The sequence below is a fragment of the Streptomyces sp. NPDC002467 genome (assembly GCF_042889825.1).
Classification (GTDB): Bacteria; Actinomycetota; Actinomycetes; order Streptomycetales; family Streptomycetaceae; genus Streptomyces.
The window spans coordinates 28,727-47,259 of sequence record NZ_JBIARJ010000017.1; the positions used below are offsets into that span (position 1 = coordinate 28,727).

16 protein-coding genes are annotated in these 18,533 nt (G+C 68.0%); 4 read left to right on the plus strand and 12 right to left on the minus strand.

Annotation, left to right across the window (positions count from 1 at the left end; genetic code table 11):
- Nucleotides 1-18 precede the first annotated feature (18 nt).
- From mobL to ACFYYJ_RS30010, 10 genes are all read right to left on the minus strand, one after another.
- Complete coding sequence (mobL, locus tag ACFYYJ_RS29965) at nt 19-2,298, minus strand: relaxase MobL (protein WP_389137127.1); 2,280 nt, start codon at nt 2,296-2,298, stop codon at nt 19-21.
- Between the two features lie 94 nt (nt 2,299-2,392).
- The gene (locus ACFYYJ_RS29970; protein WP_389137129.1) at nt 2,393-3,433 is read right to left on the minus strand and encodes a hypothetical protein; all 1,041 of its coding nucleotides are present in this window, start codon (nt 3,431-3,433) and stop codon (nt 2,393-2,395) included.
- A complete protein-coding gene (locus ACFYYJ_RS29975; protein ID WP_385360036.1) occupies nt 3,433-3,957 on the minus strand; it encodes a hypothetical protein in 525 nt (174 codons plus the stop codon). The genes ACFYYJ_RS29970 and ACFYYJ_RS29975 overlap by 1 nt, the downstream gene beginning before the upstream one ends.
- A 63-nt stretch (nt 3,958-4,020) precedes the next feature.
- A complete protein-coding gene (locus ACFYYJ_RS29980; protein WP_389137131.1) occupies nt 4,021-4,731 on the minus strand; it encodes a hypothetical protein in 711 nt (236 codons plus the stop codon).
- Nucleotides 4,728-5,516: a hypothetical protein gene (locus ACFYYJ_RS29985; protein ID WP_389137133.1), complete on the minus strand. Its 789-nt coding sequence runs from the start codon at nt 5,514-5,516 to the stop codon at nt 4,728-4,730. The genes ACFYYJ_RS29980 and ACFYYJ_RS29985 overlap by 4 nt, the downstream gene beginning before the upstream one ends.
- A 74-nt stretch (nt 5,517-5,590) precedes the next feature.
- Nucleotides 5,591-6,292 (minus strand): hypothetical protein, encoded by a 702-nt coding sequence (locus tag ACFYYJ_RS29990; RefSeq protein WP_385360042.1) that lies wholly within the window; start codon nt 6,290-6,292, stop codon nt 5,591-5,593.
- Nucleotides 6,289-7,272, minus strand: a complete 984-nt coding sequence (locus ACFYYJ_RS29995) for a hypothetical protein (RefSeq protein WP_389137136.1) — start codon at nt 7,270-7,272, stop codon at nt 6,289-6,291. Before ACFYYJ_RS29995 ends, ACFYYJ_RS29990 begins: the two co-directional genes overlap by 4 nt.
- A 193-nt stretch (nt 7,273-7,465) precedes the next feature.
- Nucleotides 7,466-10,090: a phage tail tip lysozyme gene (locus ACFYYJ_RS30000; RefSeq protein WP_389137138.1), complete on the minus strand. Its 2,625-nt coding sequence runs from the start codon at nt 10,088-10,090 to the stop codon at nt 7,466-7,468.
- 57 nt (nt 10,091-10,147) lie between these two features.
- Complete coding sequence (locus tag ACFYYJ_RS30005; RefSeq protein ID WP_389137140.1) at nt 10,148-11,452, minus strand: hypothetical protein; 1,305 nt, start codon at nt 11,450-11,452, stop codon at nt 10,148-10,150.
- A 138-nt stretch (nt 11,453-11,590) separates the two neighbouring features.
- Nucleotides 11,591-11,983 (minus strand): hypothetical protein, encoded by a 393-nt coding sequence (locus tag ACFYYJ_RS30010; RefSeq protein ID WP_385126794.1) that lies wholly within the window; start codon nt 11,981-11,983, stop codon nt 11,591-11,593.
- Between the two features lie 453 nt (nt 11,984-12,436).
- Here ACFYYJ_RS30010 and ACFYYJ_RS30015 point away from each other — a divergent pair, with 453 nt between their 5' ends.
- Together ACFYYJ_RS30015 and ACFYYJ_RS30020 are read left to right on the plus strand one after the other, a co-directional pair.
- Nucleotides 12,437-12,946 carry a helix-turn-helix domain-containing protein gene (locus ACFYYJ_RS30015; protein WP_385360050.1) on the plus strand — a complete coding sequence of 170 codons (510 nt, stop codon included), beginning with the start codon at nt 12,437-12,439 and terminating at the stop codon, nt 12,944-12,946.
- A 510-nt stretch (nt 12,947-13,456) separates the two neighbouring features.
- On the plus strand, nt 13,457-13,630 hold the full coding sequence (locus ACFYYJ_RS30020) for a hypothetical protein (protein WP_385360052.1): 174 nt from the start codon (nt 13,457-13,459) through the stop codon (nt 13,628-13,630).
- A 953-nt stretch (nt 13,631-14,583) separates the two neighbouring features.
- On the opposite strand, the gene ACFYYJ_RS30025 is transcribed toward ACFYYJ_RS30020, so the two are convergent.
- Nucleotides 14,584-15,462, minus strand: coding sequence for an undecaprenyl-diphosphate phosphatase (locus ACFYYJ_RS30025; protein WP_389137143.1), 879 nt, complete (start codon nt 15,460-15,462; stop codon nt 14,584-14,586).
- 48 nt (nt 15,463-15,510) lie between these two features.
- Complete coding sequence (locus ACFYYJ_RS30030; protein ID WP_389137145.1) at nt 15,511-16,239, minus strand: TVP38/TMEM64 family protein; 729 nt, start codon at nt 16,237-16,239, stop codon at nt 15,511-15,513.
- Nucleotides 16,240-16,288: 49 nt separating this feature from the next.
- On the opposite strand from ACFYYJ_RS30030, the gene ACFYYJ_RS30035 reads away from it, so the two are divergent.
- Nucleotides 16,289-17,005, plus strand: coding sequence for a DNA alkylation repair protein (locus ACFYYJ_RS30035; protein ID WP_389137147.1), 717 nt, complete (start codon nt 16,289-16,291; stop codon nt 17,003-17,005).
- A 274-nt stretch (nt 17,006-17,279) separates the two neighbouring features.
- Nucleotides 17,280-18,461 carry an elongation factor Tu gene (tuf, locus tag ACFYYJ_RS30040; RefSeq protein ID WP_389137149.1) on the plus strand — a complete coding sequence of 394 codons (1,182 nt, stop codon included), beginning with the start codon at nt 17,280-17,282 and terminating at the stop codon, nt 18,459-18,461.
- Nucleotides 18,462-18,533: the final 72 nt, after the last annotated feature.

Consider the following 18,533-nt stretch of genomic DNA (forward strand, 5'->3'; position numbering starts at 1 on the left):
AAGACGTAACCAGCCTGTCTAGTCACGCTCAAAAGCGGTTGAGATGGACGGCTGATGCGAGTCGAATGCCATCTCGGCATCTGCTGTGGTCACAGCCTGATCGACTCGGGCCTGGACCCGCACGACGAGGCCGGCGTCCAGCGAGGAAGCCTTGGATCGCCGCATCCGCTCGGTCTGCTCGCGCCCGGCGCGCAGCTCCGCGATGCGGGAACGCAACACGAGCGAGCCGGATCCCCGGCCCGTCTGCTGGGGCGTCAGCTCCCGGGAGACCCGTGTCATCGCCGCGACGTCGTTCACCGGCAGATCGCGAATCGCCTCTGCCTGACCGGACTGGTCCAGGTAGTCCATCGCCGCCAGCAGCAGCCGTCGGCGATCCCTGGCCGTCTCGACGAAGACCTGGTGTGCGCGCGGCCCGATTTTGACGTCGGTGACGAAGTCGTAGCCCAGGTGATGTAGATCCAAGCCCTTGACCTCGTCGAAGTCGTACGTGGCACCGACGACGACCTTGAAGTCCGTGCTGACCGCGTCCGTCTCCGTGCTCGCCCGATCCTCGGCGCTCGACCCCACGCGCAGCACCAGGCCGGAGGAAGCCAGATCGGCCCGGAGGCCGTCCAGCTTCCGGTCATAGGACTGCTTCATCGTCCGAATGCGCGCGTCCAGCACAGCCCGGCCGCGCTTGCCCTCGGTCAGGAGCCTGCCGCCGGGCTGAGCGTAGATTGTCCGGCCCAGGTTCTCGGCCTCCTCGGAGTCTTTCATCCGCTGCAGAGAGGCATCCGCACGCAGGGCCATGAGCGAGAGCAGCCGCCGGCCGTAAGCCGCCACGTCCTGCTGCTGCTCGTGCCATGCGCCTGCATCCCCGACAAAGGGGAGGAAGTGCCGGTACTTGCTCATCAGCCTCCAGTGGTAGTCCTCCTCGAACCGATAGAAGTCGTAGAGCGGGCGCGAATCCTCGGCGGCAGCACCGGCCTTCTCGGCCCGTTCCCACTGGTGAGTGAGATCGCGATAGACCCCGACCTTCTCCCGGTGATGCCGCAGACGTGAGGCGTAGCTGCGCAGCCGGAAGCCGAAGGAGACCAGATCGGTTTCCGTGTTCTCGCGGTCCGCCTGACGATCTGCAGCCAGCGCCGCCATCTGCTGATAGTCCATCCCCATGACTTCGAGCATCGGCGTGCGCACTCGAAGTTCCGACTCCTGCAAGGCTCGCAGCATCTGGTAGACGCCGTTGACGGCGCGCTCCGTGATCTGCGTACGTCCCCGCTCGACCAGCTCCTGCCATTCCTCCGTGCTCAGAGACTCCTTCGCGCGGCGCCCGTTGGCGTGGTCGACGATGCGCTCCATTGCCTCCGGCATCGGTGACCCGGCACGTTCGAGCTGCTCCTTCACGAGTTCGGTCACCAGCTGGTTCGCCTTGCGCATGCGAGCGTCGTTCGAGCCGGCGAGCCAAAGCGTTCGGTCCCCGGGCAGGCAGGCGACCAGAAACTGCGGCAGAGACTCGGCACGGATTCGCTCGTGCGCCCACCGCTTGATGAAGGTGGTGACGTTGCGCCGCTCGTAGCCGACGGCGCTGGAGAGGTGAGCCACCGCCTGCTTCTCGTCGAGCCAGGCATCGACGCCTCGGCGGAGCCGGGACTTGTGCCGGTCCAGTAGCTTGCCGCGCTGTGTGCCGTCCTTCGTCAACCGGCCCCGGCCACCGTCGACCATGGCCAGGTGGCAGTGCACGTGCTCGGTGTCGACCTGGATGACCCCCACGTACCGCAGGTCGTCGAAGCCGCTGGTGCCCGAGCTCATCCGCTCCAGGCCGTACATGATCGCCATGCGCAGCTTCATCTGATCGATGTGGCCGCGGTAGTCACCGCGGGCTTCGCAGTGGAAGTCCTCGTCGATGATCTTTTGCTTACGCAGGTACTCCTCGTCGAAAGACAGCACGGTCTTCAACACGGTGTGCCCCGCGCTGAAGTGCTGCTGGATGTCCTTGCCGGCCGCCTTGAGCTGTTCGTCCGAGAGCGAGACCGAGCCGTAGCCGAAGGCCACGCCGCCGTCGCCTTGGGCCTGGCGCATCTCGTGCTTCGTCGCACCCCGCGAGATGCCGACGCGCTCGACCGCGGACTCCCGCGCCGTGTAGCGCAGGATGAAGTCGTCGGTGCGCAGACGCTGGATCGGAGCCAGGGACTCCGTCGCCTGCGCGCGGGCCATGTACCGGGTGACGTAGTCGCCCGGCGTCGCACCGCGCGATCCCTGGCCGCCGGGCAGCGGCACGCTGAACTCATTCACGATCACGATGTCCTGCTTCAGGCCCATCGGCGCTCTCCCTCCCATCTCGCCACCGATGCACTACGGCCCCGGCTGCTGTCAGCCGGCACCCGGGACCGCACACGTCATGCCTGATCCGTCCTCAGGAGCCCAAGCTCTGCTCGTCGTCAACGCCGAAGTCCAGGTCGGCCGCACGCCGGGCCACCTGGAGCTTGCGCTCGTCCAGGCTCGGGACCGGCTCGACCTCACGTCGGCGTGTCTCCTCCTCCGCCTCCAGGTCGGGATCCAGGTTCAGGTCGCGCTGCGCCTCACGGGTCGGGACCGGGGAAGCGGACGGCACCTGCTGCTCTTCAGCCCTGTGCAGTGGTGCAGCCACGCGCTCCTGGTAGAGGTTCTCCGTGGTGCCCTCGGTGCTCGCGCGCTCGGTCTGGTACTGCTCCCGTTCGGCGGCGATCTCCGCCTCGATCTCCCGCAAGCGTGCGTTCATGCCGTCAGCGACCGGCGCTGCCTCAGGCACGGGCGCTGCGACGACCTGCGTGACCTCGGTGTCCAGGCCCAGCTCGTCCTCGGTGAACAGCGGGTTGATCGCGTCCGAGCGCGACTTCAGCCCACGTGCGTCGACCACGGCCTCGGCCCGCGGGACGCCGTTCTGGGATTGGTCGGCGAAGTAGCCGGCGAGGTCATAGCCGCTGGACTCGAGATCGATCTCCAAGCCCCCGATGCCGTGGACCTGGGTGAAGACCACGGGCACATCGCCTTCGGTCTGCACTTCCGACGGAGCGAGGACGAGCATGTCCGCCGTGGCCGGCAGCTCCCACTCGATCCCGGTGACCTGCTCGGGCACGGTGAAGCCACTCGTGAAGTATCCCTTGCCGGCCAGCACCACCAGTTGCTGGTCGTCGAACTCGTAGAAGGCGTCCACCCTCTCGCCCTGGCCGGGGGAGTAGGTCACCTGGGAGATACCGAACGGCAGGACCTCGGCAGGGGTGACCGAGCGCAGCTCGCCCGTCATGTGCAGATACGGACGGTAGTTCTCCTCCGCGCCCCGATGCTTGAGGTCGAGCGATTCGACCATGACGCCGAGTTCGGCGACCACCCCCTCCAGCCGGTACGTCTCCACTCCTCGTTCGCGCAGGAGGCGGTGGGCCCATACGTCGTTCATCGTCAGTCCCGCGGTGCGCATCACTTGCTCCTCTTGCGGTTGGTCTTGCTCTGGTTGGTGGTCCTGGTCGTGGACTTCGGTGTGACGTCGGCCCCGGTCGCCTCGCCCCGGGCGTCCTGGATCTTCGCGATCATCCGTGTTGCCCAGCGCCACATGCCGCGCATCACGGCGATCTCGCCCGCGGCGAGCAGTGCGACCAGGAAGAGGAGCGGCACCAGCCACATGGCGATGGTTCCGTCCGCGCTGAGCGCAACCCGGGACGCGCCCGACTGCTGGTGCAGCCATGCGCCCAGCAGCGGGATGACGACCACGGCCGTGATGAGTGCCAGCAGGTAGTCGGCGAGAAGGACGACGGCCCGGAAGAACCCCGCCCACACCACGACTGAGAACCCACCGGCCTGATTCTTCGGAGCCAGGCGCCGCCATCCGGTGCGCGGCTTCGAATCCTCGTGCTCCTTCTCAGGCTTCGCCGTGGTCTTCCTCGCCGCCGAGGCCGTGCTCGTCGGGACAGTCGTCTCGGTCTTCTCCAGGGCCTGAGTCGACATGTTCGTGTCCTTACGTCTCGTAGAGGTCTTCTGGGGTGCGTGCCGAAACGGTGGGCGCTTCGCTCACCGTTTCGGCTTGGGGGAGGACTGTTCCCCGCCGGCGCCGACGAGGGCGTCGCGGGTCTTGCCGGAGGCCCGATAGGCGTCCAGCGACGTCGCCGTGCCGTCCTGGGAGGTGGAGTAGGCGAGGACCACGAACTCGCTCTTGGCAGCGCCGCTCTGATCCGGTCCGACGCGGACCGGATCGAGACGGGCCACCCCCGTGTAGGAGTAGTTCAGGCCCTGCACCCGACTCACGTGAACGTCCAGATCGGCAAGCGCGTACGTCGTCCCGGCGCCCTTCGTGGCTCCGGTCGCCGCCATCCACTCCGGCACGAACTCGGTCAGTACCCGGGACTCGTGGTCGAGGAAGCCGTAGCGCGCGTCGAGCAGCGCCTGCTGCTCCTTGACGGTACGGCTCGACGCCGAGCTGTCCGTGAGGCCGAGCAGAAGGGACCGACCCGTCGTCCTGTCACGGTTCACCCGCTCGATGTCCACGCCCGGCAGCTTGGCCAGCAGCGCCGTGTGCCGTGCTGCGAGCTCGGTCCGGGCGGCGCTGAGGTTGCCTTCGAGCTTCTGGACGACCGCGTTGTCCTGGGTGCCCGAGGCAGCCGAACCGTCGCTGATCAGGCCGGCTCCGAGTGTGACCACCGAGAGCGCGAGCAGCGCCCCGGTGCCGCCGAGCAGGATCCTCCCGGCGTGGGGGCGCAACTTGTCCTTGATCTCCTCGTTCACGGTGCCTTCACCTCCTGCTTCAGAGCCTCGCCCGTGGCCGTCGTACCGGTCCGGATGTTCACGAACGCGTTGCGGACCAGGTCGTAGTCGGCGCGGGCCCAGGCCAGCAGCGCCGGCTTCTCGCCCGCACCGGTCCTGGTCTCCGTCGCCAGCCAGGTCACGGCGATGGTGCCGTCGTCGTTGACCAGGTAAGGCACCTGGCCGGCCCACTCGAAGCCGGAGTCGAAGCTCATCGGGATCCCGACGCCGGCCGGTACGTCCTTGTCGCCGGCTAGCAGGTACCACGGGCCCAGGTCCCCCTGGTGTACCGAGGGGGCGAAGTAGGGGATGAGATTGCGCAGCGTCGACTGAGACGTCGCCGGGTCGAGCTTGCCGCCGTTCGCCGCCAGGTTGGGCGTCAGGTAGCGGTAGTCGTTCTGCAGCTTCGCGACCTGACCGGCCGCCGTCAGGGCCGCGGTCAGACCGCGCTCGGCGTCGTCGGCCTTCGGTAGCGCCGCGGTCTTCGCCTCGGTGATCCTGATCTGCTCCCGCAGAGAGGACACCTCCGGTACGGCCGTACCGCGCACCGCGCTCGGGCCGTCGGAGATTCCCGCGGAGAGTACGAAGCACAGCACTGCGCCGACACCCATGCTCAGGCCGGCCGCAAGGGTGCGCTTGCGCAGGCTGCCCGCGGGCTCCGTGCGCTCAGGAGTGTCCGCGCCCTCCTGCGAGGCCGCGGACGTCGCGACGAAGCGCGTCTTGCGTACCGCGGACCCGCTCGACTCATCGGCCTGCGTCGATGCCATTGCCCCTCAACTCGCCGTTCTACTCGAATACCAGCCTAACTCTATCAGTGAGGCGAGTCGAAAGGAGGTGTGAGTCATTTGGAATGGCGAGTCTCGCCGCTCGCCGGCACGCCGGAGAGGTTCGAGACCTTGCCCTGGGCGTCGACCGTGACGAAGAGCAGCGCGCGCCGGTACGCCGTGACGCTGGCTTTGCTCGCCTTGTTCTGGGACGTCGCGTCGGAGGTGACCTCGACGTCGGCAAGGACGGCGTAGGTGTAGACGCCCGCCTTGGCGTCGATGACCTCCATGTCCGGATCCGCGCCGAGGGCCGAGTTCAGGCCGACCGCGTCGATGTAGTAGTAACGCCGCCCTTGGGAGTCCTCGTTGAACCTCGACGGGGGCATGAACGACTTCAGGAACATCTCGTTCTCGGTGAGGTCGAACCGACGCTTCAGGCTCTCGCGCGCAGCCTCGTAGCTCTGCCCCGAGTCCCACGTGAAGGCCATCGAGAGCAGTGACTTGATGCGCTCACCGTCGGTGCTCAGCCGACTCTGGCTGACACCCAGGGCCGCCATGACGTCAGCGTTCACCTGCTCGGCGCGACTCTTGCGGACTGCCGCCAGATGTCCCTCGATATCGTTGATCCGGGCTTCCTGCTCGACCTGGGCCGCGTGCCGGCTGCTCCAGGTCGCTCCGCCGACCGTCGCTACGACCGCGAGGACCGCTGCCGTCCCCAGTGCGGAGAGGTTGCGCCGGAAGAATCCCCGCCGCGCGGGTGCTGCCGTCTGCTCCGTCATCGCTTCCCGCTCTCCTCCTGTGTGCCCGTGCCGCCGAGTTCGGGTACTCCGGACCCGACCGGCATCTTGACCGCCGGGTTCTCGTACTGAGACCCGGCGGCGGTTACCACGAGGGCCAAGTGGTCGAAGGCCCCCGCCGTGCCATTGCGCACGTAACGCGCGCTCGCCCAGGCGAGCACCTCGCCGCTCGTCGTGTCCCGGCACAGCCAGACGACCCTTGCCTGGTTCGTCGCGCCCGAGCCGCCCTTCACGCTCAGATCGGGCATCACCGTCTCGACCTTCCACGCGTACGTGCTCGGGGCGGCTGCTTTGTCGCCGTCGTAGCGGATGTACCAGGCGTGGCGCGGATCGATCTCGGTGGTCGCATCGAACGGCGTCAGCGACGAGGTGCTGTACGCCTCCTTGTCGCTGACGACGAAGGAGTCCTTGGTGAACAGCGGCGCCAGGTCCCGTCGGTGCTCGACGATTTCCAGCGTGGCCTGGTTCGGAGCCCCGTTGTTCTGGCTGGGCTGGACACCGGCCCGGTGGTACAGCGCGGCGAAGGTCTGCTCGCCCTCCTCGACCTTCTTCGCGTCGGCGGCCGCCGCCTCGGCGAGCTTTGACAACTGCGCGCCGGCGTCCGCCTTCGTGGGCGTGGACCGGGCGTCGTCCAACTGCCCCGCGAGCTGGAGGATCCGGGCCTCGTTGTCCGCCGTGGTCGTCTTGAAGCTCTCGCCGGTCACGCCCGCAGTGATGACCAGGGCGAGGATCCCGGCACTCATCACCGCGGTGACGCCGCGGCGGAGCAGGCGCGCGTTGTCCGCCGGGGCGTGGGACTGGCCCTTCTCGCGCCGGCGCGTCATCCAGCTCGCGAAGCGTTCTTCGAGCTCGACTCCGGTGACTTTCGTGTGCGTCTTCGATACCGCGGGCTTCTCCTCGGGCATCGACTCGCTCTCCTGTGCCGATCCTGTGCTCTCGGACTCGTCAGGGGTTGTCGTCACGGAACGCTCCTCACTCCGCGTTGTTCTCATAAACGACTCAAGCCTATATCAAAAGCCATTCATGGCCGAGTTCGAATCCATTCAGCAAGAGCGTCGAAGGCGGAACCGGCGCGCGGACCTGACTCGGACACGAAGAAGCCGGTGCCCGGATCGCCGAGCACCGGCTTCTTCCTCCCAGGTCAGATGCTGCGGGTCAGGCTTTTTTGATCTTGTCGGAGGTGAGCATCGCATCCGACATGTCCACGAACTTCCAGCCCTGGGCGGCCATCCGCGCCGCGCTGTCGACGCGGACCCGGCCCATGTAGGCGCACCAGCCGGCCTCACCGACGATGACCTTGTCCCCCTGGACGCCGAGCACCACGAGGGTGTGGCCGACGGAAGTGGATCCCGGCCCGGACCCGACCGAGTAGGGGACAGGGGTCGACTGCATCGTCTTGCCGGTCTCCGCGGCGATCGTGTAGGCCGTCTGCTTGCCATCACCGGACGGGTAGGCCTGGAACGTCGTGTACTTGTTCACGAAGTAGGTCGAGAAGCTCACGCAGTTCATCGCGTGGTTGTCGCCGCAGGAACCAGGGCCGCCGCCCGGACCGTACCGGTCGTCGAGGAACTTGTCGCCCTCCTTGTTGAAGAGGTCGACGAGGGCCTGGGCCTCCTCCTGCGTCATCCCGCCGTCCTTCGGCGAGACGGAACCACCGGCCGTGGAGGCGCAGTTTCCCAGGATCGTGTCGATCCCGTTCGATATGTTGTCGATGATCCCGCCGACGATGTCCTCGACGCCACCCACGACCGAGCTGTCGACCGACCAGCCGCTCATCTTGCCGAACCACATCTCGGCGTTGTCGCCTCGTTTGGCGACCCCGGCCGCGCCGTCGGCGGAGCGCTCCCAGTTCGCGTGAAAGTGCACCGCTGCCGCACGCGGCGAGCCCTGCGACTTCCTGAGCATGTCCTTGAAGACCGCAACGTCGCCCGGGTTGTCACCATCGACCATGAAGGCCAACTGGGCCTTGATCGTGAACCAGTCGACGCGCTTGCCCTGCGCGTACTGGCGCAGCAGCGTGTTGCGGCCGAACGTCCACTGCCCAAGACCGATACCGTTGTCCGTGTTCTGCGCGGCGTTGGCCTTCGCGGCGGTCATGGCATACGTCCCCGTCGGAAAGTTCTGCACACTCGTCGGGTCGATCCCGGACTCCTGCGACCAGTTTCCGAGGATGCCCGCGATGTTCGCCTTCGGCATCCCCCAACTGCTGAGTACCGAGTAGATCTCCTTGGCGTTCTTCTCCACGTTCGCCGGGACGGTGGCACCGGAACCCGTGCCGACGTTGTCCGCGTTGACGGCGCACGCCGCCCTCTTCGCGTTGATGCTGCCCTCGGTCAACGCCGTCGAGTTGAGGACACCGGTCAGGATCGAGCCCAGCAGGGCCACGGTGGCAGTCATCGCGACCGCACCCGACAGCGCTGCCGCCACAGGGGCAATCGTCGCAGTGACGGTGATGCCCAGGACCGCGCCGGCCCCCTTGGCCAGGAAGCTGCCGATCGCCACGAACGGCGCAGCGATCGCATGACCAACAGCCTTGAGGATGTTGACGATGAGCATCCACAGCAGCTTCCCGGCGTTGACGGCCATCGCCATGGCTGCGAAGAACATGGACTTGAGCCAGTTCAGTAACGCCATGGCCATGACCACGGCCATGGCCGGCGGAGCAGCAGACGCACCACCGCCGACGGCGACGCCCTTGGCCGCCTTCGAGCCCAGGCCCTCGTCGTCCTTCGTCGCACCGCGCTCGTAGCCCGTGCCGCCTGCACCCAACTCGCGCTGGTCGGCCGGCTTGGCGTCCGGGCTGCCGCCGGTGGCCTTGGACACGCCTTTGACCGTGTCCTGGGCACCCTCGACAGCGAGGTTCTTCGCTGCGCCAACGGCGGCTCCCGGAAGCCCGCCGGCCTGTGCGCCGGACACGGCACCGGAGACAGCGGCTCCCGCGTAGCGCCCGGCGTGACGACGGGTCGCGCTGCTGCCGTCTCCTTCGATCGCCTTCTGGGTCGCGCCTCCGGCCAGGTTCCCGGCGACGCCGTTCATACCCTGGTTGATCGTCGCCCCGGCGTTTGCGGCCCCGGCGTTTGCGGCGCCGGCGTTTGTGGCGCCGGCGTTTGCGGCGCCGGTATTCGTGGCGCCGGCGTTTGTGGCCCCGGCGTTTGTGGCCCCGGCGTTTGCGGCGCCGGTATTCGTGGCGCCGGCATTCGCGGGGCTGGCATTTGTGGCGCCGGCGTTTGTGGCCCCGGCATTCGTCGCCCCGGCATTGGGGGCGCCGGCATTGGGGGCGCCGGCATTGGGGGCGCCGGCATTGGGGGCGCCGGTATTCGCGGGGCCGGCATTCGTGGCCCCGGCTGTCCTGCCTGCGGTGTCTGCCCTGACCGGTGTCTTCGACCCGGCCTCCGACATCTTCGGCGCAGTGTTCGCCGTGCCGGATCGGCCAGATGAGCCAGAAGGACCGGAAGGAGCGGAACGATCGGAACGATCGGAACGATCGGAAGGACCGGAAGGGCCGGAAGGACCGGCTTCCCGCCCCGGGAACTGCTTGGGCACGGTGGCCTTGCCCTCAGGAGGCTTCTCGATGCCCTCCTTATGGGTGGGCGGCGCCGCCTTCGCCCTGCTGGATGAAGGCGGCGCCGCCTTCACCCCGCTGTGCTGGCGCAGGGGCGCCGCCGAACCGAGACTCTTGGTCCCGCGACCCTGCCGGGGTATCTCCTGACTCACCGACGTGTCCGGGTGGTCCTGCGTCGTCTCCTTCTCGGAGCTCCGATTCGGTTGGTCGGCGGCCATGCTATTTTCCCTTCCGGCTCAATTCAGGTAGCAGGGTGCGACACTTCCTCGCGGCACTCAGTGGAATGTGGTGAGGAAGTCTTTGTCGTTGCGAATGGTGCTGTTGGACTGCACGTCCCGCAGACTCACGTCCAGTCGGAGTAGGTCGAGTGAGAGATCGGACTGGTACTTGGACTTGTTCGCCGAGTAGTTCTGATACGCATGTGAAAGGTTGTTCATGATGTTCATGAGCGGGCGCATCGCCACGTCAGAGGACTGGTAGTCCTTGGTGAGGCTGGTGCCATCCGAGAGAGTCCACTGCATGTCAGAGATCTGCTGATTCGTCGGATCTGAGCCCTCGTCACGCTTCTTGGTGAAGAGCTGGGCGTAGCTCTGTCCGGCCGGCGCCAGGGCATCGAGGTAGCCGTCGTAGACGTTGCCCGCACGCCAGTTGAGGTCGAAGCCTCCGGGGGCGACGTGCTTGGTCTGCAGCGCCAGCGTCGAGACACCGTCCTTCGCCTCGGTTGCGGAGGCCCCCGTGATCTTGTCGGTGGCGATCGAGGCCGGAACGGTCGGCGGACGCAGGAACAGCCCGTCGATCTTCGTCGTCTGCAGGTCGGACGTATAAGACCGAATCTGCGTCAGATTCGCGCGCATCTCGACGAGCTTCTGGTCCAAGGCCTTTCTGGCCTCGGTCTCCTTCTCCTTGAGTGCGACCCCGTAGTAGGCCTGCGCGGGATCGAAGGTCGGCGCGTTGAGTGCCGCGATCTTCCGGACCCCGGACGCACCGGGGTTGAAGAAGACCCGCCACTGGTCGTACTTGGAGAAGGTCTCGTCGCCGGCCAGCTTGCCGCTGCTCTGCTTCTGCTGCACTCCGGGCGTGGTGAGTTCGGCGTTCGCACGGACCGTCAGATTCAACACCTGACGGTCGAAGGGCCGGTCGGCGTGCAGGAGGACCCCGATGTAGCCGGTCGAGCCGAAGGTGTAGAGGGAGCCCTTGATCCCGGTGGTGCTGACCGGCTCGCTGTTGAGCGAGGTGTCCGACCCGAGCAGGAACGCCCTGTAGTCCGCGGCGTTGTACGAGATCTGAGCGGTCGGGCTGAAGTGCATCATCACGAGCGCCTTGTTGCCGCTCTCGTTGGTGTAGACCCCGTCCACGGTGCCGTCGAGATTCGTCTTCGACGTTTTGAAGTCGCGGGTGTACAGCGCCGTCTGCGACAGCGAGTTACGCTCCGCCTGGTATGCCGAGACCCCTGATGCGCTGAGCGCGATCGCGCCCGTGACCGCGAAGACGCCGAAGAACACCCCAAAGCGCTCGATCGCGTGGTGCGAGTCAAGCTTGAACTTCCTGCTGACGGACTGCGCCTTGTCCTTGATCCCCATGTTCTGCTCTCCTTCGCGCCTGCACCGTGCTGCGAGCCCGGATATGGCGAACCGGGTCGGAAGAGGCCTTGCACCTCAACCGACCCGGTTCGCTCGATGCCTCTGTCACCGTTCGTGTGCGCAGTCTGTGACGGCCCCTTACTTGGAAGGGCCGCTCAGGAATCCGCTGACCTGGTCGAGGGTCTGCACGATCACCGTGCCGCCGCCGAGATCCGTAATGGTCTGCTGGCCGCCGGAGCCGATCGTCTGGATCAGCGTCCACCCGCCGGTGCTCAAAGCTCCGCCGACGAGAACGAGGAGCGCGATCGTGCCCCAACCCTGCTGTTGGCCGGCGGACTGCGGGTTGGCCATCAGCTTCTTGATCAAGAGCACACCGCCCCAGACCAGGCCGACAACACCCAGCAGCATGAGTACGGAACCTCCCCAGAGCTGGACCTGGCCCTTGGCGTTCGTCAGGAAGCTGGTCAGGTCCCAGGCGGCGCTCGGCAGGGGTGCCTGTGTGAGGACGTCTGCCCCGTAGGTCTTCGGCATACTTCTTTCCTCTCACCTTTCGATTCATTCAGTGACGTGGCATCGAGTAGCAAGACAACAAGCGCAGACTGCCCATCATGGCAGGTCGCGATAGGAGCTCGGGTGATCGATGGCGTCCATCGACCCCTCTTGCCGACTCGTATACGTGTGCATCTTGAGTGGCTAACCTACACCATTCGAATGGTGGTGCGTAGGGGTGTGTCGGGGTCTATCGATAGAGCATTGAGAGGGGCTGGGAAACGAGGCGAATCGACGTCCGGCGCGTGGTCGTGGAGGTGGCGCGTGGCCGTGGAGGTGCGGCGGATGCCTGTGGAATCCGCAGTGTCGGATGTGTAAGGTGCTGCCCCAGCACTGCCCCAGCACTGCCCCGACGGCGGCCTGCTCGATTCCGAGGTGGGCCGCCCCCGCCTACCCCCGTCGATCGCGATCTTCACCAGGAAGTGTCAAACCGCCATGAACTCACTGCCCGGTGACCTCTTCGCCCGCCGGCTTCGTCAGGAGCGCGAACGCCTCGGCATCAGCCAGGCAGAGCTGGCGCGCCGTATGGCCGCACTGCTTGGCACGAACGTTGACTCCACCGCCATCACGCGCATCGAGCAGCAGACCCGTGCGGTCAGGCTCGACGAGGCGGTCACCGCTGCCGAGGCTCTCGGGGTTCCGCTGATCACACTGGTCAGCGACAACTACGCCCGGGAAAACGAGGCTGAGATCCAGAAACAGCTCGCCGAGCTCGCCATCGCCGAGCAGGAGCGGGAGAGGCTGCGGCAGAAGATCCACCGGATCACCCAGACCATCCAGCAACTCTCCGCCGAGCGGGAGGCCTTCAGCTCTCACGCGCTGAGCGTCAACCCTGAAACCGCCGGCGACCACGAACTCGACCCTGAGACCCAGGCCTCCCTCGATGCCCGGATGCGTGGTGTCCGCAACAAGCCGGCCGGAGAGGGTGCAGGCCCAGGCGCATGACGCTGTTGCGGGCGGCCGGGTTGAACTTCCGGTCGCAGACGTTCGCCGTCTCGGTTTCCGCCACCGGCCGGCCTGCGTGACCCCTCGGTGCTCGCGTCGTCCCGGCGTGTCCGGGTGACATGACCAGCCCGCAGACTGTGGAAGTCGTATGCCGACGGAGCCCTCCCGGCCCCTCCCGTGTGCCGGTGCACCATCGCGTGCGGCACGTCGTCGCTCACGCCGGTCGTGTGGATCCGTGCGTCCCTTCGACTGGGGGGCGTCGCCCGCGTTTTCCGTAGTAGAGGCCGCCGCCAGTGCGCCCCACCGGTGAACCGTGCGCGGCGCGCAGGTCGATGGTGCCGGCTCGAACGGCGTGACAGCGGCGTCGAGAAGAACATTGTCCTGGGTGGCCTTCGGCTGGCCACGGGCCCATGGATCCGTCGATCAGGTGTAGCTCAAGGCCGTGCGGCCGCACGGCCGTAGTGTCACAAATCGCCGCGACTGTCGGGCAGTTCGGATAGGATCATAGGTATGGGAATTGACTGGGAAAACATCCTCGACGCAAGCGGGAACGGCCTCGACGAGGCGTACGACAGGGCGGTCTCCTCGGTCGTTTATGGCGAGACCGAGGCCGAGTCCCTGGGGGGCGCCCATCGGCCACTCCCGATCGGCGAAGAAATCGACGACACGGACGGCCTGCGCTGACCTGAGGGCGCACGCAGAAACTGCCCGATGAGTCGGGGCTTTTGTTGGGCTTGGTCCGCTTTGGCGGGCATTGGAGATCAGCGGTTTCCGCCCCGGAGTGAGCCGGTGGTCAAGCGTGACACCGGCAACCTCGCCTCGCCGTGTCCGAATGAGCGCGGCACGGGTAGCGAGAAGGTGCGCTCGGACGGCCCGGCGTCCGTCGCCGGCTTCTTCGGCGGGGCGCTGACCTGGCCGGGGAAGTCGCGGGCCAGGCCGGCATGGCCGGAATCGACTTCGGCTTTCACGTTCGGGTGCAGACGCTCACGGCCCGGCCGCCGCGCCTTCGGGCAGAGTACCTGCACTTCGGTACCGTCGATCCGCAGCGTGATCCCTTTGGCCTGGGCATAGGCGAACAGGTCTGGAAGGGCCCTGAGCCCTGATCCCGGGCCGATGTGACGTTGCGAGGATCGCAGGTCGCATGGATCCGGTGCAGTGCCCTCGGCCCAAACCCTCTGCCGGGAAGTTCCCCGCCGATGGCTGCGCCCATGCCTCGACGCTGACCGACGGGGCGACGTCGACCGGTGGAACCTGGATCGGCAGCTGGGCGGCACGCACCCGAGCCCTGGTTCGTACCCCTGAATCCTTTGGCTACGAGGACTGGTGCGACTCGCGGGGTCTGGCCGGCACGCCAAAGTGGTCAACTCGGCGCCGACATCACCAGTTCGACTTCAGCAGGACCCGCCCAGTCGGCGGGGCTCCCACTCAACCAGGAGCCGTTGGTACTCCGCCGCGCGCCGGATGAGATCACGGCGGCCGGGGACATCCGGGTCCTCCAGGTCCTCGCGATCAACGGGGACGTGGGGAAGGCGCCATCGCCGTTGTACGGAAGGGCCCGCACGGCAAGCCGTGCGGGCCCTTCCGCGTCAACCCTCGCTTTGCGGACGCGCACGCCGTAAGGGGAGTGCGGCCCGGGTTCAGGACCCGGACTCGCCCGCGTGCGGGCTCAGCACACCCGCCCAGACCAGGATGAACAGGAGGATGCCCAGCAGGACCCGGTAGATCACGAAGGGCATGAAGCTCTTGTTCGAGATGAACTTCATGAACCACGCGATGACCGCGTAGCCGACGAAGAAGGCGATGACCGTCGCGAAGATCGTCGGACCCCAGGTGATGTGGCCCGGGCTCTCGATGACGTCCTTGATCTCGAACAGACCCGAGGCCAGCACGGCCGGGATGGCGAGGAGGAAGGAGTAACGGGCCGCCGCCTCGCGGGTGAAGCCCAGGAACAGACCGCCGGAGAGCGTGGCCCCGGAGCGGGAGACGCCCGGGATCAGGGCCATCGCCTGGCAGAGACCGAAGATCAGGCCGTCCTTGACGCCGAGCTCCCGCAGCGTCTTGCGCTCGCGGATGGCACGGTGCCGGCCGCCCTCCTCGTCACGCGCGGCCATCCGGTCCGCGACGCCGAGGACGATGCCCATCACGATGAGGGTCGTGGCGGTCAGGCGCAGGTCGCGGAACGGGCCCTCGATCTGGTCCTTGAAGGCGAGGCCGAGGACACCGATCGGGATCGAGCCGACGATCACCAGCCAGCCCATCTTGGCGTCCTGCTCGGAGCGCAGTGCCTTGGTGTACAGCGAGCGGAACCAGGTGGAGACGATCCGCGCGATGTCCTTGCGGAAGTAGATCAGTACGGCGGCCTCGGTGCCGATCTGCGTGATGGCCGTGAAAGCCGCGCCCGGGTCCTGCCAGCCGGCGAACGCCGCGGTCAGCCGCAGATGGGCGCTGGAGGAGATCGGGAGAAACTCCGTAAGCCCCTGGACGAGACCGAGGATTAGGGATTCGAACCAGCTCATGTCGGGGTGCGCTCGTCCTTGTGATCGTCGGGCAGTTCGCCCCCGATGCTAGGGCCCGTGCGGAGCGGCGGTGACCACTGGGGGGTGCCCCGGCGCCGGCTCGTACGCCGCGCCCCCGTTCCGGGGCGGTGCGAGCCGGTGCCGCTTGCGCCAGGCGACCGCTCCGGCGCCCACCACGGAGACCACGATGAAGCCGAACGAGACGAGGAACGCGGGTGATCCGGGGGAGGAGGCGTTGGCGCCTGCTATCACGTAGGCCGTGGTGTTGGGGACGGACCCGAGCGCCGTCGCGAGGAGGAACGGAGACCAGCCGCACCGGGAGACCGCCGCGCCGTAGTTGGCCACCACGAAGGGCATGCCGGGGAAGAGCCGGACGGCGAGCATCGAGCGGAAGCCGTGCCGGCTGAGCTGGCCGTCGGCCGCCTGGAGCCACCGGCCGCGCAGCAGCGGACGCAGCGCTTCCTGGCCCAGCACCCGGCCCAGGCCGAAGGCGATGCCGGCCGCGAGGACGGTACCGGCGAGCGCCGCCACGAGGCCCGCCTGGGTACCGAAGACGGCTCCGGCGGCGAGGTTGAGCAGGGGACGCGGCACGAAGGCGGCCGCGCACACCCCGTACGCGGCCGCGAACAGCGCGACCGCCGCGGGCACGGGGAGGCCCGGCGGCCAGCCCTCCGAGAGCAGGCGCTGGGGCTCGAACAGCAGCACGCAGACGCCGGCGGCCGCGAGCAGCACGACGAGCAGCGACAGCCGGGCCCACGGCGTGAGGAGGAGGGACATTCCGGGAGACTAACCGACCACCCGGGCGCCGCGCCGTAATCTGTGCCTCATGCCGTCGAACGACGGGCGAACCCCGAGGGTTCCCCGCAGCGCCCCCGCGGACACCCTCCTGGAACGGCTCACCGACACCTACGCGCCGGCCGCCGACCCCGTGCGGGCCGAGGCCATGGCGGCGTACATGAAGGATGTCGCGCCCTTCCTCGGCATCCCCGCCCCGCTGCGCCGCGAACTGTCGAAAGCGGTGACCAAGGGCGCCCCCGGGCCGTCGGAGTCGGACTGCGCGGCGCTCGCCCTCCGCTGCTGGCGCCTCCCGGAGCGCGAGTACCACTACTTCGCCGTCGACTACCTGCGCCGCCACGTGGCCCGTTGCTCCTCCGGCTTCCTGCCCGTGGTCCGGCACCTGCTCGTCACCGTCCCGTGGTGGGACACCGTCGACCTGCTGGCCGCGCACACCGTCGGCCCGCTGGTGGCCGCCGACCCGGATCTGGGCGCCGTCATGGACGAGTGGATCGAGGACGAGGACGTCTGGCTCGCCCGTGCGGCCCTCCTGCACCAGCTCCGCTACAAGGACGCCACCGACGCCGAACGGCTCTTCGCCCACTGCCGCCGCCGGGCCGGACACCCCGACTTCTTCCTGCGCAAGGCGATCGGCTGGGCCCTGCGCGAGTACGCGAAGACCGATCCCGCCGCGGTGCGCGCCTTCGTCGAGGACGAACGCGGCTCCCTGTCACCGCTGTCCGTGCGCGAGGCACTGAAGAACCTCTGAGCGCACGGCACTTCGCCGGAGATCCCGCCGTTAATTCATTCGACGGGCGGCAGTCCGTCCGGCAGGATCTGGGGCATGTCCCGGTACGCCTTCCTCGTCGCACCGTCCGCAGTCGCGGACGCGCCGAAGGCTGCCGTTCCCGCAGAGGCATTTCCCTTCGCCGCATTCGACGGCGCACGAAGCTGACCCTTCCCGGATCGTCCGGCGGACCCCGCAGGGGGAGGGTCGGCTCGGTTCAGGGGTCCCGTTCCAGCTTCGAGCACGGGAAAACATCATGGCCAAGACGGCTTTCGTGCGGACCAAGCCGCACCTCAACATCGGCACCATGGGTCACGTCGACCACGGCAAGACCACCCTCACCGCCGCCATCACCAAGGTCCTCGCCGAGCGCGGGGGCGCGTCCTTCGTGCCCTTCGACCGCATCGACCGGGCCCCGGAGGAGGCCCGGCGGGGGATCACCATCAACCTCACGCACGTCGAGTACGAGACCGACACCCGCCACTACGCCCACGTCGACATGCCCGGGCACGCCGACTACATCAAGAACATGGTGACGGGCGCCGCCCAGCTCGACGGGGCGATCCTCGTCGTCTCCGCGCTCGACGGGGTCATGCCGCAAACCGCCGAGCACGTGCTCCTGGCCCGGCAGGTCGGCGTCGACCACATCGTGGTGGCCCTCAACAAGGCCGACGCGGGGGACCCCGAGCTGACCGACCTGGTCGAGCTGGAGGTCCGGGAGCTTCTCACCGCGCACGGCTACGGGGGCGACAGCACCCCGGTCGTACGGGTCTCCGGACTCGGGGCGCTGGAGGGCGACCCGCAGTGGACTGGTGCGATCCAGGCGCTGCTGGACGCGGTGGACACGTACGTGCCGACGCCGGTGCGGTACACGGAGGCCCCGTTCCTGCTGCCGGTGGAGAACGTGCTGACGATCACCGGGCGCGGCACCGTCGTGACCGGCGCCGTCGAGCGGGGGACCGTACGGATCGGCGACCGCGTGAGCGTGCTCGGCGGCGACGGCGAGCCCGTGGAGACGGTCGTCACCGGCCTGGAGACCTTCGGCAAGCCGATGGAGTCCGCCGAGGCCGGGGACAACGTCGCGCTGCTGCTGCGCGGGGTGCACCGCGACGGGGTGCGCCGCGGACACGTCGTGGCGGCCCCCGGCAGCGTGACGCCGAAGCGCCGCTTCAGCGCGCGCGTGTACGTGCTGTCCGGGCGCGAGGGAGGTCGTACGACGCCGGTCGCCACCGGATACCGGCCGCAGTTCTACATCCGCACCGCCGACGTGGTGGGGGACGTGGACCTGGGCGAGGCGGGCCTGGTCCGGCCGGGGGAGACGGTCACGATGACCGTCGAGCTCGGGCGGGACGTCCCGCTGGAGTCGGGGCTCGGCTTCGCGATCCGCGAGGGCGGGCGGACGGTCGGCGCGGGCACCGTGACGGAGGTGCTCGAGTGACCCGGCCCGGCTGACCGGGTCCGGCGAAACCGGACCCTTCTGTGGTGACGGCGGACCTGCTGCGTCAGACTG

Excerpts from the sequence above, each read along its gene's own strand:
- mobL (WP_389137127.1), bottom strand. The coding sequence starts at position 2,298 with ATGGGCCTGAAGCAGGACATCGTGATCGTGAATGAGTTCAGCGTGCCG.
- ACFYYJ_RS29970 (WP_389137129.1), bottom strand. The coding sequence starts at position 3,433 with ATGCGCACCGCGGGACTGACGATGAACGACGTATGGGCCCACCGCCTC.
- ACFYYJ_RS29975 (WP_385360036.1), bottom strand. The coding sequence starts at position 3,957 with ATGTCGACTCAGGCCCTGGAGAAGACCGAGACGACTGTCCCGACGAGC.
- ACFYYJ_RS29985 (WP_389137133.1), bottom strand. The coding sequence starts at position 5,516 with ATGGCATCGACGCAGGCCGATGAGTCGAGCGGGTCCGCGGTACGCAAG.
- ACFYYJ_RS29990 (WP_385360042.1), bottom strand. The coding sequence starts at position 6,292 with ATGACGGAGCAGACGGCAGCACCCGCGCGGCGGGGATTCTTCCGGCGC.
- ACFYYJ_RS30000 (WP_389137138.1), bottom strand. The coding sequence starts at position 10,090 with ATGGCCGCCGACCAACCGAATCGGAGCTCCGAGAAGGAGACGACGCAG.
- ACFYYJ_RS30005 (WP_389137140.1), bottom strand. The coding sequence starts at position 11,452 with ATGGGGATCAAGGACAAGGCGCAGTCCGTCAGCAGGAAGTTCAAGCTT.
- ACFYYJ_RS30010 (WP_385126794.1), bottom strand. The coding sequence starts at position 11,983 with ATGCCGAAGACCTACGGGGCAGACGTCCTCACACAGGCACCCCTGCCG.
- ACFYYJ_RS30015 (WP_385360050.1), top strand. The coding sequence starts at position 12,437 with ATGAACTCACTGCCCGGTGACCTCTTCGCCCGCCGGCTTCGTCAGGAG.
- ACFYYJ_RS30020 (WP_385360052.1), top strand. The coding sequence starts at position 13,457 with ATGGGAATTGACTGGGAAAACATCCTCGACGCAAGCGGGAACGGCCTC.
- ACFYYJ_RS30025 (WP_389137143.1), bottom strand. The coding sequence starts at position 15,462 with ATGAGCTGGTTCGAATCCCTAATCCTCGGTCTCGTCCAGGGGCTTACG.
- ACFYYJ_RS30030 (WP_389137145.1), bottom strand. The coding sequence starts at position 16,239 with ATGTCCCTCCTCCTCACGCCGTGGGCCCGGCTGTCGCTGCTCGTCGTG.
- ACFYYJ_RS30035 (WP_389137147.1), top strand. The coding sequence starts at position 16,289 with ATGCCGTCGAACGACGGGCGAACCCCGAGGGTTCCCCGCAGCGCCCCC.
- tuf (WP_389137149.1), top strand. The coding sequence starts at position 17,280 with ATGGCCAAGACGGCTTTCGTGCGGACCAAGCCGCACCTCAACATCGGC.